Origin of the sequence: Klebsiella sp. 10 (assembly GCF_018223925.1) — a bacterium.
Classification (GTDB): domain Bacteria; phylum Pseudomonadota; class Gammaproteobacteria; order Enterobacterales; family Enterobacteriaceae; genus Klebsiella; species Klebsiella pneumoniae.
The window spans coordinates 184,824-200,087 of record NZ_JAGRRB010000014.1 but is presented as its reverse complement, the minus strand read 5'-3'; the positions used below and the strand labels follow the sequence as shown (position 1 = coordinate 200,087).

Here is a 15,264-nt window from a genome sequence, read left to right as displayed (position 1 = left end):
TCGCGGTGCTACGCACCTTATCCGGACTACAAATACCACTGCGCCAGCCGGGTTACCGCCTGTCGCCCATCTGCAAAACCGCGGCTACGTTACGCGCCGTCATTCGCAGGTTGGCGGCGGCATTGGCCAACGCTTCATCAAGGGTACAGATGGTATACAACACGCTGAATACCGCATCCAGCCCGTGCTGATGCACGACGCCAACATCGGCGGTAAGACTGCCGGCAATCCCGATCACCGGGACGTTAAAACGCTTCGCCACTCTCGCCACCCCCACCGGCACTTTGCCGTGGATCGTCTGGCTATCGATACGCCCTTCGCCGGTGATCACTAAATCGGCATCCGCCACCCGCTCAGCCAGCTGTAGCGCATCGGTGACAATCTCAATGCCCGGACGCAACTGAGCACCACAGAACGCATACAGCGCCGCCCCCATGCCGCCCGCCGCGCCGCCGCCCTCAAGGCTCAGCACGTCGATATCTAAATCGCGGGCGATAATCCGGGAATAGTGCCGCAGGCCGCTGTCGAGCCGGTCGATCATCTGCGCCGTCGCCCCTTTTTGCGGGCCGAACACCGCGCTGGCGCCCTGCGGGCCGGTCAACGGGTTGGTGACGTCGCAGGCAACGTCAATCCGGCAATCTGCCAGCCGCGAATCGAGTTCGCTGAGATCGATTCGCGCCAGCGTCTCCAGCGCGCCGCCCCCGGAGGCGATTTGCTGGCCCTCGGCGGTCAGCAGTTTCGCCCCCAGCGCCTGCGCCATCCCGGCGCCGCCGTCATTGGTCGCACTGCCGCCAATACCAATAATGATCTGTCTTACCCCGGCGTCCAGCGCATGGCGGATAAGCTCCCCGGTACCCCAGGAAGTGGTCAGCAGCGGGTTACGCTGCGCCGGCGGGACGCTCTCCAGGCCGCTGGCCGCCGCCATTTCGATAAAGGCGCACTGGCGATCGCCGGACAGCCCGTAAAATGCCTCAACCGGCTCGCCCAGCGGCCCGGTGACCGTCAGCGGAACCAGAAGCCCGCCGGTCGCCGCCACCATGGCTTCCACCGTCCCTTCCCCACCATCGGCAACCGGCAGCTTGACGTACTCGGCGTCAGGATAAATCTCGCGAAAGCCTTGCTCTATCGCACTGGCCACTTCCAGCGCGCTCAGGCTCTCCTTCCAGGAATCCGGTGCGATCACTATTTTCATCTGCTGTCCTTACTCTGAGCCAACCCCTGGCGCTGTCGCGCAATGCCGGCCCCCGCAGAGGCCGGCGGACTTTTAGCGCACCATGCATGGACGCTTGTTGTCAAAGGTCCAGCCCGGGATCAGATACTGCATCGCCATCGCATCGTCGCGGGCGCCAAGACCATGTTTCTTATATAGCTCATTTGCCTGCATCACGCGGTCCATATCCAGCTCAACCCCCAGGCCCGGGGTACTAGGTACCTGCACCATGCCGCCTTTGATTTCAAAAGGTTGTTTGGTCAGACGCTGGTTGCCCTCCTGCCAGATCCAGTGGGTATCGATAGCGGTGATCTTGCCCGGCGCCGCTGCCGCGACGTGGGTGAACATCGCCAGCGACACGTCGAAGTGATTATTAGAGTGCGAACCCCAGGTCAGACCGAACTCATGGCACATCTGCGCTACGCGCACCGACCCCTGCATGGTCCAGAAGTGCGGGTCCGCCAGCGGGATATCCACCGATTGTAGCGACAGCGTATGGCCCATCTGCCGCCAGTCGGTGGCGATCATATTGGTGGCGGTCGGCAGGCCCGTCGCGCGGCGGAACTCGGCCATCACTTCGCGGCCGGAGAAGCCCTGTTCGGCGCCGCACGGATCTTCCGCATAGGCCAGCACGCCCTTCAGCTGTTTACCAATCTGAATGGCCTCCTCAAGCAGCCAGGCGCCATTCGGGTCGAGAGTGACGCGAGCATTCGGGAAGCGCTTCGCCAGGGCGCTGATCGCTTCGGCTTCTTCAAAACCGGCCAGCACGCCGCCCTTCAGCTTAAAGTCGTTGAAACCATATTTTTCATACGCCGCTTCCGCCAGGCGGACCACCGCATCCGGCGTCATCGCCTCTTCATGGCGCAGGCGATACCACTCGCACTGCTCATCCGGCTGGCTCTGATAGGCCAGCGGCGTCGCATGGCGATTACCGACAAAGAACAGATAGCCCAGCATTTCGACTTCGCTGCGCTGCTGGCCATCGCCTAGCAGCGAGGCGACGTTGACCCCAAGGTGCTGGCCCAGCAGATCCAGCAGTGCCGCTTCGATGCCGGTCACCACGTGAATGGTGGTGCGCAGGTCAAAGGTCTGCAGGCCGCGGCCCCCGGCGTCGCGGTCGGCAAACTGATTGCGCACCGCGCCCAGCACGTTTTTATACTCGCCCAGCGTTTTGCCCACCACCAGCGGAATGGCATCCTCCAGGGTCTGGCGAATTTTTCCACCGCCCGGGATTTCACCGACGCCGGTATGGCCGGCGTTATCTTTGATAATTACGATATTGCGGGTGAAGTACGGGGCGTGCGCGCCGCTCAGGTTCATCAGCATGCTGTCATGGCCGGCAACCGGGATCACCTGCATGGTGGTGACAACGGGCGTTGAAGAGAAAGTCGTCATAGCATCATCCTTTTTAATTAGTGGCGGCCGAAAACGGGACGTTTGCGGTCGAATGTCCAGCCGGGGATCAGGTACTGCATCGGGCCCGCGTCGTTGCGCGCGCCGCCCGGCAGCGCTTTATAGGCCTCATGGGCTCTGCGCACCTGCTCCCAGTCAAGTTCCACGCCGAGTCCCGGCGCGTCTGGCACGGCAATGCTGCCGTTAATAATCTGCAGCGGATTTTTGGTCAGGCGCGCGTCGCCCTCCTGCCAGATCCAGTGGGTATCGATGGCGGTGGGGTTGCCCGGCGCGGCGGCGCCGACGTGGGTAAACATCGCCAGGGAAATATCAAAGTGGTTGTTGGAATGGCAGCCCCAGGTGAGCCCCCAGTCGTCGCACAGCTGCGCCACCCGCACCGCGCCGGAGAGCGTCCAGAAGTGCGGGTCCGCCAGCGGGATATCGACGGCGTTGAGCATCACCGCATGGCCCATTTCGCGCCAGTTAGTGGCTATCATATTGGTGGCGACCGGCAGCCCGGTGGCGCGGCGGAACTCGGCCATCACCTCCCGGCCGGAGAAACCCTGCTCGGCGCCGCACGGATCTTCGGCGTAGGTCAGAACATCCTGCAGCCCTTTACACAGCGCGATGGCCTCATCCAGCAGCCAGGCGCCGTTAGGGTCGACGGTGATGCGCGCATCCGGGAAACGCTTTTTCAGCGCCCGCGCGGTGTCGATCTCCTGCTCGCCGGGCAGCACGCCGCCTTTGAGCTTAAAGTCTTTGAAACCGTAGCGATCCTGGGCGGCTTCCGCCAGACGCACTATCGCCTCGCTGCTCAACGCCTGCTGGTGGCGCAGGCGGTACCATTCGTGATCGCCCGGCGTATGGTCCAGATAACCAAGGTCGGTTTTCTGCCGATCGCCGATATAGAACAGGTAGCCCAGCACGGTGACGGCATCACGCTGCTTACCCGGGCCCAGCAGCTCGCAGACCGGCACATTAAGCACCTGGCCGAGCAGGTCCAGCAGCGCCGCTTCCAGCGCCGCCACCGCGTTAACCTTCAGTTCGAAGGTCCACGCCCCTTTGCCGAAGGTGTCGAAATCCGCCGCCTGATTGCCTTTGTGCACCTGCTGCACCACGCGATTGAGTCGGGCGACCTCCTGGCCCACCACCTGCGGGATCGCCGCCAGCAGCGTCTGGTAGATGACCTCTCCGCCGGGCGCTTCGCCGACGCCGGTATGGCCGGCGTTATCGGTTAACACCACGATATTGCGGGTAAACCATGCGTTATGCGCTCCGCCGATGTTCAGCAGCATGCTGTCGTGCCCGGCCACCGGAATGACCTTCATCTCTGTGATAATCGGGCTGGATTGAGTAGTCATGATTAACGTCCCGCTACAGGTTTCAGTTCGATACGTTTGATATCGCCCACCAGCACCAGATAGCTCAGCACCGCCACCAGGGCATGGATACCGACGTAGATCAGCGCGCCGTTGAACGAGCCGGTGGTGCCGACGATATAGCCGATGGCGATTGGGGTGACGATGCCGGAGATATTGCCGAACATATTGAACAGACCGCCGGAGAGACCGCTAATCTCTTTCGGCGCGGTATCCGCCATCACCGCCCAGCCGAGGGCGCCGATCCCTTTGCCGAAGAAGGCCATTGCCATAAAGCCGATCACCATCCACTCCACGTTGACATAGTTACACATCAGCATGGTCATGGAGAGCAGCATCCCCAGCACAATCGGCGTTTTGCGCGCAATGTTCAGCGAGCCGGTGCGGCGCATTAACCAGTCGGAGATCACCCCGCCCAGCACCCCGCCGACAAAGCCGCACACCGCCGGAATGGAGGCGACAAAGCCGGCTTTGAGGATCGACATGCCGCGCGCCTGCACCAGATAAACCGGGAACCAGGTGATAAAGAAGTAGGTTAAGGCGTTGATGCAGTACTGACCGATATAGATGCCGATCATCATCCGCGAGCCGATCAGTTGCTTGATCTGCCCCATTTTGACGCTAAACGGCACTTTCTGCGCGCTGCTCTTCTGATCCATGTTGATCAGCGCCCCGCCTTCGGCGATATAGTCCAACTCTTTCTGGTTCACGCCCGGGTGGTTGTTCGGATCGTGGATCACTTTCAGCCACACAAAGCTGATCACAATCCCCAGCCCGCCCATAAAGAAGAACACATGCGACCAACCCACCTCATGCGTCAGCCAGCCCATGATCGGCGCGAAAATAACGGTGGCAAAGTACTGGGCGGAGTTAAAAATCGATACCGCTGTCCCCCTCTCCTGCGCCGGGAACCAGGCGGCGACGATCCGGCTGTTGCCGGGGAATGACGGCGACTCGGCAAGGCCGACGAGGAAGCGCAGGGTAAACAGCGCAACGATAATGCCAAAGCCGCTGAAGATATCGACGAAGCCCTGCAGCAGGGTAAACATCGACCAGATGAAGATCGACCAGAAATAGACGCGCTTCGAGCCGAAGCGGTCGAGCAGCCAGCCGCCCGGGATCTGGCCGATGACATAAGCCCATGAGAAGGCGGAGAACACATACCCCATCCCCACCGGATCAAGGCCGATATCCCTGGCCATTTCCGAACCGGCGATCGACAGCGTCGCCCGGTCGCCATAGTTAAAAGAGGTGACGATAAACAGCATCACCACTATCCAGTAGCGGGCGTTGGTGCGCTTTTCAGCCGCCGTCGCCGCCTGACTTAATGAACTCATTGTTGTACTCCTGAATCATAGCGTTTAGCTACGTTCATTCTGAACAGCACAACCTGTAGGGTAATCAGAATGACGTGGTCGTGTTTTGATAGTTGTCGTTATATCTGGCACTGCATTTATCACTGGCTGGAGCAGTATATGAAGAGGCACACCGCGGCTCACCGTGCATCCACACAGCTTTTACGCCGCTATTGCAGGTGGTTTGTGGCGAATGCCTGAAAGAATGGGGGGAAGTTCACGGAAATGAAAAGCCAGCGCCGCTGGCGCCGCATAGCGCAGCAAAAAGGGCCGGAGTGTGAAATACCTCACTTGACCCGGTGAAACTGGCTGGCTTAAGCCATGATATTGTTAAGGATATTGTGGCGTTTGCCTAAAGGCGTGGCGCCTGGAAAGCGCTACTATTTTGACGTCCGCGTATCTGGCCGCGACGTATTGAAAGAGCGCCCTCTGCGTAGGGAGAGGGCAGCGCTTTTATGCGAGCAGGGTGGCCCACTGCTCAACCCACGGATTGGAGACGCTCTCCGGCTCCGGGTCTTCGCTGGCGTCAATCTTCAGCATCTCGCCGATGCGCTTCGCGCCCTGCTCCTGCAGCAGCTGATCGAACTTCAGGCCGCCGCCGCAAAAGTTGGCATAGGTGCTGTCGCCGAGCGCGATAATGCCGTACCGCAGGTGAGGCTGATACATATCTTTGATGCCCTCATACAGCGGGACGATGCTGTCCGGCAGATCGCCCTGCCCGGTGGTGGAGGTGACCACCAGCACATACTTACCCGTGTAGGATTCCCAGTCGTTGACCTGCGGATCCTCATACACGGTAGCCTTGTGTCCCAGTCCGCTGAGGATCGCTTCCGCTTCTTCCGCGACCAGCAGCGAGTTGCCGTACATGGTGCCGACAAAAATTCCGACTTCCGCCATGCTATTATCTCCCTGGATTGACCTTATTCTCTTCATCCTGACCGCTGTCGTCGGCAAACTCAACCCTTTCATTTAGCGGGAGAAGCCCGCGCCAGCCAAACTGCGACAGCGCGCGCATCCAGACGTCGTCAAAACCGGCGCGCAGGGTCAGCGGCTCGCCGGTAAAAGGATGGGTTAACGACAGCTCGCTGGCGTGCAGCATCAGGCGGTGACAGCCGAAATGTTCCGCGGCGCTGCGGTTTTGCCGCAGATCGCCGTGCTTGCTGTCGCCGAGGATCGGATGACGGAGGTGGGCCAGATGACGGCGCAGCTGGTGCTTGCGGCCGGTTTTCGGCTCCAGTTCCACCAGCCCATAGCGCGAGGTGGGATAGCGCCCAGTCGCCACCGGCATCTCCACTGTCGCCAGACCGCGGTAGTGGGTTACCGCTGGCTGCGGCCCTTTATCTTCGCGGGCGAACTTATCGGCGATTCTATCCAGCTCCTCCACCAGCGGGTAATCCAGCAGCGCCTCTTCCATCAGCCAGCCGCGGACGATCGCATGGTAGCGCTTCCGGATCTGGTGCTGCTCGAACTGTTGCGCCAGCAGCCGGCCCGCCTCGCTCGACAATCCCATCAGCAGCACGCCGGAGGTGGGCCGGTCGAGACGATGAGCGGTAAAAACGTGCTGACCAATCTGGTCGCGCACGGTCTGCATCACCACCACTTTTTCGTCGCGATCGAGCCAGCTGCGATGCACCAGCCAGCCCGAGGGTTTGTTGACCGCCACCAGCCAGTCGTCCTGGTAGATAATCTCCAGCATCAGGCCTGCTCACCGGCAAACAGCGCGTCTAACAGCAGAAGTTCCGCCAGCATGGATTCGCGGACCGGGTGGGCCTGATCCAGAGCCATTTCGTAATAAGGCGCAACGGCAAAATTTTGCGGCAGCGGCTGGCCGCTCTCCAGCAGCTGGTGCATACGCGGGATCAGGACCCACTGCAGCCACTCCAGCGGCTCCAGGGTATCCAGGCAAAACGGCTTATCGCTGGCGAAGGCGCTGCTGTCCGGCGCCGTCTCCTGCCAGTGCTCCGTTTCGCGCAGCAGGGCTTCAATGGCGCGCAGGCGATCGCGCACGCTATCGTGAAGAGTCATGGGGAAACCTCGATGAGTAAAAAACCGGGCGCAGGATAGCAAATCCGCAGGAGAAATAAAAAAAGGGAGCACTGTATAAACAGTGCTCCCGGTTCGTTTTGCAGCAGTCCCGCTACATTGGTGCTCCCTGCTCGTCCTTGAAAACTTTTCCTGAGGTCTCCTGACCATGTTCATCCATAAACACGTGCATCCTGCTTTCACACCACCCCGATGCGAAATGACTTATCCATAAGTTTGTCCCGATCTTCCTGATCCACCGTTCATCCTGAGCGGCTCTCGTTCTCCATCCTGGAGGTGTCCATTACGCGATCCTGCGTTATCCTTGCTTCATCCTGAAGCCTGTCCCTGCAACGCCGTCCTGGCGGGTCCTGCAGAAGCGCCATCATCCTGATGTTCGCTTCATTTCGTGACGTCCTGTCGACAGACATAGGATCACTGATTCTGCCCCTTCTTACAACCCTTCTTGAGACAATCTCTTAAGATTAGTCCCCACTCAAAAGGACGAAAAAATTAAGATCTGATTTAATACCAACAACTTATATAAAAAAGTATGGATTAAATTTACCTTAAATGATGACGATCTCTTACAGGTTTTGTAAGAGATCTCTCACAAACGATCTGGCAGACTGGATTACAGAACTGGCTCAAGGTGGTTGAGGAAACCCGCAAGTGAGGGAGAAAGCGTAATGCGTTTGGCGGTGCCGAGGGTCTCTTTGACTACCTCGCCGCTGAGATTACAGACGGATATCACATCCAGTTCACTCTCGAGGGTGGCGATGAACAGCGTCGGCGACAGCTTCAACCGCTTCTGCACCACCAGGTGCCCGATTAAATTTTCCTGCACCCGCTGGAAATCCTCTTCACTCCAGGTCTGCAGCAGCGTCAAGGTTTCGCCGGCAAACCGGCCGGACATATCGCCGGCAAACTGAGTGGTATAATAAGAATGAAGCGGCTGTTGTACCACAATGTCGAGGGCGCGTTCAACCGCGCTGATATTTTGCGCCAGCGAAAACGGCTGCGGCTGCCAGAAAACGGCCTCGCCCTGGGTGTCGACAACGCAAGGCGACGGGACGCCGTAAAGCTCTTCACTGCGCGGCAGGCTGTGGCGCTGCTGCTGCCAGACGGCGCAATATCGTTGGGTAAAAGCGCGTAGCGCTTCTGCTGTCTGATGGTCCACCGGTTTCTCTCTTCACGTTAGACAGGATACACTGGAGCAATAGTGTACCCGCTTTACTATGGTGAAACATGTCTTCTTACGATAATCATCAGGCGCTGGCCGGCCTGACGCTCGGTAAATCAACCGATTACCGCGATACCTATGACGCCTCGCTGCTGCAGGGCGTGCCGCGCAGTTTAAACCGCGACCCGCTGGGCCTGCATGCCGATAATCTGCCGTTTCACGGCGCCGATATCTGGACGCTGTACGAACTCTCCTGGCTGAACGGCAAAGGTCTGCCGCAGGTGGCTGTCGGCCACGTCGAGCTGCCCGATACCAGCCTCAATCTGGTGGAGTCGAAAAGCTTTAAGCTCTATCTCAACAGCTTTAACCAGACCCGTTTCGCCAGCTGGCAGGACGTTGCAGAGACCCTGACTCGCGATCTCAGCGCCTGCGCGCAGGGGAAGGTGAAGGTATCGCTCTACCGCCTGGATGAACTGGAAGGCCAGCCGATTGCCCGCCTGCACGGCACCTGCATCGACGATCAGGATATCGAGATCGATAACTATCAGTTCAGCGCCGATTACCTGCAGGGCGCCGCCAGCGGCAAAATCGTGGAGGAGACGCTGGTCAGCCACCTGCTGAAGTCTAATTGCCTTATCACTCATCAGCCGGACTGGGGCTCGGTGCAGATCCAGTATCGGGGGGCGAAAATCGACCGCGAGCAGCTCCTGCGCTATCTGGTTTCGTTCCGCCACCATAACGAATTCCATGAGCAGTGCGTCGAACGTATCTTTAACGATATTCTCCGTTTCTGCCAGCCGGAATCGCTTTCCGTTTACGCCCGCTATACGCGACGCGGCGGTCTGGATATCAACCCCTGGCGCAGCAATGGCGACTTTTCCCCCGCCACCGGCCGCCTCGCCCGTCAATAATAAACAATTTCACAATTTGCGTGCGTTTAGGCGCGCGCAAGGTTGTGGAAACGCCGTTCGCAGGGCTATTGTAATCACAGGAAGACCATAAGCGTCCTGTAAGGAGTTCACTTGATTACACATGTTAGCCCGCTTGGTTCAATGGATATGCTGTCGCAGCTGGAAGTGGATATGCTTAAGCGCACCGCCAGCAGCGACCTGTACCAACTCTTTCGCAACTGCTCGCTTGCTGTGCTCAACTCGGGGAGCCTGACCGATAACAGCAAGGAGCTCCTGTCCCGTTTCGAAAATTTCGAGATTAACGTGCTGCGGCGCGAACGCGGCGTGAAGCTGGAACTGATCAACCCGCCGGAAGACGCCTTCGTTGACGGGCGGATTATCCGCTCCCTGCAGGCCAACCTGTTCGCCGTGCTGCGCGATATCCTGTTCGTTTACGGCCAGATCCACAATACCGTTCGCTTCCCGAACCTCGATCTCGAAAGTTCGGTTCATATCACTAACCTGGTGTTCTCGATCCTGCGCAACGCCCGCGCGCTGCACGTCGGCGAGGCGCCGAACATGATCGTCTGCTGGGGCGGCCACTCCATCAACGAAAACGAATATCTCTACGCCCGCCGCGTCGGTACGCAGCTGGGCCTGCGGGAACTGAATATCTGCACCGGCTGCGGGCCTGGCGCAATGGAGGCGCCGATGAAAGGCGCCGCCGTCGGCCATGCGCAGCAGCGCTACAAAGACAGCCGCTTTATCGGCATGACCGAACCATCCATTATCGCTGCGGAACCACCGAACCCGCTGGTCAATGAACTGATCATCATGCCGGATATCGAAAAGCGTCTGGAGGCCTTCGTACGTATCGCCCACGGGATCATTATTTTCCCGGGCGGCGTCGGCACTGCCGAAGAGCTGCTCTACCTGCTGGGTATTCTGATGCACCCCGACAACAAAGCGCAGGTGCTGCCGCTGATCCTCACCGGGCCGAAGGAGAGCGCCGACTACTTCCGTGTACTGGACGAGTTTATCACCCATACCCTGGGCGAATCGGCCCGTCGCCACTACCGGATCATCATTGACGACCCCGCGGAAGTGGCGCGGCAGATGAAAAAAGCGATGCCGCTGGTGAAAGAGAGCCGTCGCGAGACCGATGACGCCTATAGCTTTAACTGGTCGATTCGCATCTCGCCGGACCTGCAGATGCCGTTTGATCCGACCCACGAGAACATGGCCAACCTCAAACTCTCCCCGGATCAGCCGGTGGAAGTGCTGGCCGCCGACCTGCGTCGTGCCTTCTCCGGGATTGTCGCGGGGAACGTCAAAGAGGTGGGCATCCAGGCCATTGAGCAGTACGGTCCTTACAAACTGCACGGCGATCCGGAGATGATGCGCCGTATGGACGATCTGCTGCAGGGCTTCGTCGCCCAGCACCGCATGAAGCTTCCGGGCGGCACCGCCTATATTCCTTGCTACGAAATCATCGCCTGATTTCCCCCTCTCCCGCCGGGGCATCGCCTGACGCCTGCCCCCGGCGGGCTCTCTTCCTCTGACTTCCAGAACGCGCTAAAAACCTTTCTGTTACTAATCAATCACCTGAATTATTTCTACATAGCCAAACGTTTGCGTTGGTAAAAACTGCGACAATTATCACTGCAAAAAATGGTTTTAAGCGCAAAAACGTCGACTAGTTCTCTTTTTTACAGTAAATCCCTCGTTATTACGCCGCTCCGCTTTTATCTCATATGCTGCAAATGGTAGCCTTCGCGCCACAAATCGCTGGCTGATCACCAGAAACAGGCTGTTGGACTAAAAATACGCACATTGAAAGTGGATTATTGCATTTGAGATCGAGATCACTGATGCATAAACCATATAAATGTATCTTTCCGGCCCAATTATTACGGAGAAAATTTCTAAAAAAACCGTAATTAAACGAATTTCATGTTACGCAATTGTATTTATTCATTAGATTTTGTTGATTCCTCCAGGAGATACAGATGGAAACCACTCAAACCAGCACCATCGTTTCGGGCGAAACCCGCAGCGGATGGCGTAAAACCGACACCATGTGGATGCTGGGCCTGTACGGCACGGCGATTGGCGCAGGCGTCTTGTTCCTGCCGATCAACGCCGGCGTTGGCGGCATGATCCCCCTGATCATCATGGCGATTCTGGCCTTCCCGATGACTTTCTTCGCCCACCGCGGCATGACCCGCTTCGTGCTCTCCGGGAAAAACCCGGGCGAAGACATCACCGAAGTAGTGGAAGAACACTTCGGCGTAGGCGCAGGTAAGCTGATTACCCTGCTTTATTTCTTCGCTATCTACCCGATCCTGCTGGTTTACAGCGTGGCGATCACTAACACCGTCGAAACCTTCATGGCGCACCAGCTGCACATGACGCCGCCGCCGCGCGCCATTCTGTCGCTGATCCTGATCGTCGGCATGATGACCATTGTGCGTTTCGGCGAGCAGATGATTGTGAAAGCGATGAGCGTGCTGGTGTTCCCATTCGTTATCGCGCTGATGGTGCTGGCTCTGTATCTGATCCCGCAGTGGAACGGCGCGGCGCTGGAGACGCTCTCCCTGAGCGGCGCTTCCGTTACCGGCAACGGCCTGCTGATGACCCTGTGGCTGGCGATCCCGGTGATGGTCTTCTCCTTCAACCACTCGCCGATCATCTCTTCCTTCGCGGTAGCCAAACGTGAAGAGTACGGCGAAGGCGCTGAGAAGAAATGCTCCAGTATCCTCGCTCGCGCCCACATCATGATGGTGCTGACCGTGATGTTCTTCGTCTTCAGCTGCGTTCTGAGCCTCTCTCCGGCAGACCTGGCGGCGGCGAAAGAGCAGAACATCTCGATTCTGTCTTACCTGGCGAACCACTTTAACGCGCCAATCATTGCCTGGATGGCGCCGATCATCGCGATGATCGCCATCACCAAATCCTTCCTTGGCCACTATCTGGGCGCTCGCGAAGGCTTTAACGGCATGGTGATCAAATCCCTGCGCAGTAAAGGCAAATCGATTGAAATCAACAAACTGAACAAGCTGACCGCGCTGTTCATGCTGATCACCACCTGGATTGTGGCAACCCTGAACCCGAGCATCCTCGGTATGATCGAGACCCTTGGCGGCCCGATTATCGCGATGATCCTGTTCCTGATGCCGATGTACGCGATTCAGAAAGTCCCGGCGATGCGTAAATACAGCGGCCATATCAGCAACGTCTTCGTGGTGATTATGGGCCTGATTGCCATCTCCGCGATCTTCTACTCTCTGTTCAGCTAATTCATTCAACGCCTCCCCCCGCGCCGCTTTACGGCGGCGCGCTTTCCGACAGCACGGGAATACATATGATCAGCGTATTCGATATCTTTAAAATCGGCATTGGCCCTTCCAGCTCCCATACCGTTGGACCGATGAAAGCGGGCAAACAATTCACTGACGACCTGATCGCGCGCGGCCTGCTGGCCGAGGTGAGCAAAGTCGTCGTCGACGTCTACGGCTCCCTCTCCCTGACCGGTAAAGGCCACCATACCGATATCGCGATTATCATGGGACTCGCCGGCAACCTGCCGGACACCGTCGACATCGACGCCATTCCGGGCTTTATTCAGGATGTTAATACCCATGGCCGCCTGATGCTGGCCAACGGTCAGCACGAAGTGGACTTCCCGGTGGATCAGTGCATGAATTTCCATGCCGACAACCTGTCGCTGCATGAGAACGGCATGCGCATCACAGCCCTGGCCGGCGACAAGGTGCTCTACAGCCAGACGTATTACTCTATCGGCGGCGGCTTTATCGTTGATGAGGAGCACTTCGGCCAGACTACCGAGGCGCCGGTTGCCGTTCCTTACCCTTACAAAAACGCCGCCGACCTGCAGCGTCACTGCCGTGAAACCGGGCTGTCGCTCTCCGGCCTGATGATGCAGAACGAACTGGCGCTGCACAGCAAAGAAGCCCTTGAGCAACACTTCGCCGCGGTGTGGGAAGTGATGAGCGCCGGTATCGAGCGCGGCATCACCACCGAAGGCGTCCTGCCGGGCAAACTGCGCGTCCCGCGCCGCGCCGCCGCGCTGCGCCGCATGCTGGTGAGCCAGGACACCACCAACAGCGATCCGATGGCGGTGGTCGACTGGATCAATATGTTCGCCCTGGCGGTGAACGAAGAGAACGCCGCCGGCGGCCGGGTGGTGACCGCGCCAACCAACGGCGCCTGCGGTATCGTGCCGGCGGTGCTGGCCTACTACGACAAGTTTATCCGCAAGGTGAACAGCAACTCCCTGGCCCGCTATATGCTGGTCGCCAGCGCGATTGGTTCGCTGTATAAGATGAACGCCTCCATCTCCGGCGCCGAAGTCGGCTGCCAGGGTGAAGTGGGGGTCGCCTGCTCGATGGCGGCGGCCGGTCTGGCGGAACTGCTGGGCGGCAGCCCGGGTCAGGTGTGCATCGCGGCAGAGATCGCTATGGAGCATAACCTCGGCCTGACCTGCGACCCGGTCGCCGGCCAGGTGCAGGTGCCGTGCATCGAACGCAACGCTATCGCTGCCGTGAAAGCGGTCAACGCCGCGCGAATGGCGCTGCGCCGGACCAGCGAGCCGCGCGTGTGTCTCGATAAAGTGATCGAGACCATGTACGAAACCGGCAAAGACATGAACGCCAAGTACCGGGAAACCTCCCGCGGTGGTCTGGCGATGAAGATTGTTGCCTGCGATTAACCTGCTGGCCCGCCACGCGTCGGCGTGTCGGGCCATCGTCCTGCATAACTCTTTTTGTTATATCAATAAAATTTTAGTTATTTAATGGTTATAAGCGATGTTTGTTACCTTACGCAAAACCGCTAAGGAGAACAGACAATGTCCAACCGATTCCGCCCCGCCTGGCTGCTGGTCCTCGCCGCCCTCTCTACCTCCGCGCTGGCCAAAGCGCCGGAAACCGTCAACATCGGCTATCAAAAGGCGAATATCTTCGCGCTGCTGAAGTACCGCGGCACACTGGATGAGAGCCTGAAAAAACAGGGCATTGCCGTACGCTGGGTCGAATTCCCCGCCGGGCCGCAAATGCTGGAGGGGCTGAACGTCGGTAGTATCGATCTGGCCGCGACCGGCGATGCACCTCCGGCCTTTGCCCAGGCGGCGCAAGCCGATCTGGTCTACCTTGCCCACTCCCCCGCTAACCCGAAAACGGAAGCGATTGTGGTGCCTGAACAGTCGGCAATCCACAGCGTGGCCGACCTGAAGGGCAAGCGCGTGGGGTTGAACAAGGGGTCTGACGTCAACTACCTGCTGGTTGCCGCACTGGAAAAAGCGGGCCTCAGCTATAAAGACATCACCCCGGTCTATCTGCCGCCGGCGGACGCCCGCGCCGCTTTCCAGCGCGGGGCGATTGATGCGTGGGTGATCTGGGATCCGTTCCTCGCAGAAGTGGAAACCAACGCGAAAGCCCGACAGATCCGCAATGCCGAGGGGCTGGTGCCGCACTACACCTTCTATCTCGCCAGCCGCAAGTTTGCAGATACCTACCCGGAGACAGCAAAGCAGGTGGTGGATGAGCTGGGTAAACTCAGCGCGTGGGCGAACAGCCATCAGGACGAGGCCGCCGGGCTGCTGTCGACCTCAACCGGACTGGATAAAGCCATCTGGCTGAAGACCCTGGCCCGCCTGCCCTACGGTGCCGAACGCATGACCCCGGCGGTGTATAACGAACAGCAGGCGCTGGCGGATACCTTTACGCGCATCGGCCTGCTGCCGGTGAAAGTCGACGTGCGCAGCGCCACCTGGTCGCTGGATAAACCTTGATTTTCCTGACGACGGGAAGCA

The 15,264-nt window shown here is 58.9% G+C and carries 13 protein-coding genes; 5 read left to right on the top strand and 8 right to left on the bottom strand.

All coding sequences use genetic code 11. From position 1 onward, the window contains the following. Positions 1–52: 52 nt before the first annotated feature. The 8 genes from KHQ26_RS16775 to syd all read right to left on the bottom strand — a co-directional run bounded on the left by KHQ26_RS16775 (position 53) and on the right by syd (position 8,538). Complete coding sequence (locus KHQ26_RS16775) at positions 53–1,192, bottom strand: glycerate kinase (protein ID WP_020805089.1); 1,140 nt, start codon at positions 1,190–1,192, stop codon at positions 53–55. Positions 1,193–1,264: 72 nt separating this feature from the next. Continuing rightward, on the bottom strand, positions 1,265–2,605 hold the full coding sequence (gene gudD, locus KHQ26_RS16770) for a glucarate dehydratase (RefSeq protein ID WP_020805108.1): 1,341 nt from the start codon (positions 2,603–2,605) through the stop codon (positions 1,265–1,267). 17 nt (positions 2,606–2,622) lie between these two features. Continuing rightward, a complete protein-coding gene (locus KHQ26_RS16765) occupies positions 2,623–3,963 on the bottom strand; it encodes an enolase C-terminal domain-like protein (protein WP_002915224.1) in 1,341 nt (446 codons plus the stop codon). A gap of 2 nt (positions 3,964–3,965) precedes the next feature. Beyond that, positions 3,966–5,318, bottom strand: a complete 1,353-nt coding sequence (locus KHQ26_RS16760; RefSeq protein ID WP_002915225.1) for an MFS transporter — start codon at positions 5,316–5,318, stop codon at positions 3,966–3,968. A gap of 471 nt (positions 5,319–5,789) precedes the next feature. Beyond that, positions 5,790–6,233, bottom strand: coding sequence for a flavodoxin (locus KHQ26_RS16755; RefSeq protein ID WP_002915235.1), 444 nt, complete (start codon positions 6,231–6,233; stop codon positions 5,790–5,792). Between the two features lie 4 nt (positions 6,234–6,237). Beyond that, positions 6,238–7,032 carry a tRNA pseudouridine(65) synthase TruC gene (gene truC, locus KHQ26_RS16750; protein ID WP_002915236.1) on the bottom strand — a complete coding sequence of 265 codons (795 nt, stop codon included), beginning with the start codon at positions 7,030–7,032 and terminating at the stop codon, positions 6,238–6,240. After that, positions 7,032–7,361: a YqcC family protein gene (locus tag KHQ26_RS16745; protein WP_002915249.1), complete on the bottom strand. Its 330-nt coding sequence runs from the start codon at positions 7,359–7,361 to the stop codon at positions 7,032–7,034. The genes truC and KHQ26_RS16745 overlap by 1 nt, the downstream gene beginning before the upstream one ends. 631 nt (positions 7,362–7,992) lie before the next feature. Beyond that, entirely contained in the window at positions 7,993–8,538 is a 546-nt protein-coding gene (syd, locus tag KHQ26_RS16740; protein WP_002915253.1) for a SecY-interacting protein, read from the bottom strand. Between the two features lie 68 nt (positions 8,539–8,606). Between syd and queF the strand changes: the two genes are divergently transcribed. The 5 genes from queF (at position 8,607) to KHQ26_RS16715 (ending at position 15,243) form a co-directional block, all read left to right on the top strand. Continuing rightward, a complete protein-coding gene (gene queF, locus KHQ26_RS16735) occupies positions 8,607–9,452 on the top strand; it encodes an NADPH-dependent 7-cyano-7-deazaguanine reductase QueF (protein ID WP_004174633.1) in 846 nt (281 codons plus the stop codon). A gap of 111 nt (positions 9,453–9,563) precedes the next feature. Next, entirely contained in the window at positions 9,564–10,931 is a 1,368-nt protein-coding gene (ppnN, locus tag KHQ26_RS16730; protein ID WP_002915258.1) for a nucleotide 5'-monophosphate nucleosidase PpnN, read from the top strand. Positions 10,932–11,440: 509 nt separating this feature from the next. Continuing rightward, positions 11,441–12,730, top strand: a complete 1,290-nt coding sequence (locus KHQ26_RS16725) for an HAAAP family serine/threonine permease (protein WP_004151070.1) — start codon at positions 11,441–11,443, stop codon at positions 12,728–12,730. A gap of 65 nt (positions 12,731–12,795) precedes the next feature. Then, complete coding sequence (locus KHQ26_RS16720) at positions 12,796–14,163, top strand: L-serine ammonia-lyase (protein WP_002915259.1); 1,368 nt, start codon at positions 12,796–12,798, stop codon at positions 14,161–14,163. Between the two features lie 138 nt (positions 14,164–14,301). Next, positions 14,302–15,243: an aliphatic sulfonate ABC transporter substrate-binding protein gene (locus KHQ26_RS16715; RefSeq protein WP_002915261.1), complete on the top strand. Its 942-nt coding sequence runs from the start codon at positions 14,302–14,304 to the stop codon at positions 15,241–15,243. Positions 15,244–15,264 lie beyond the last annotated feature (21 nt).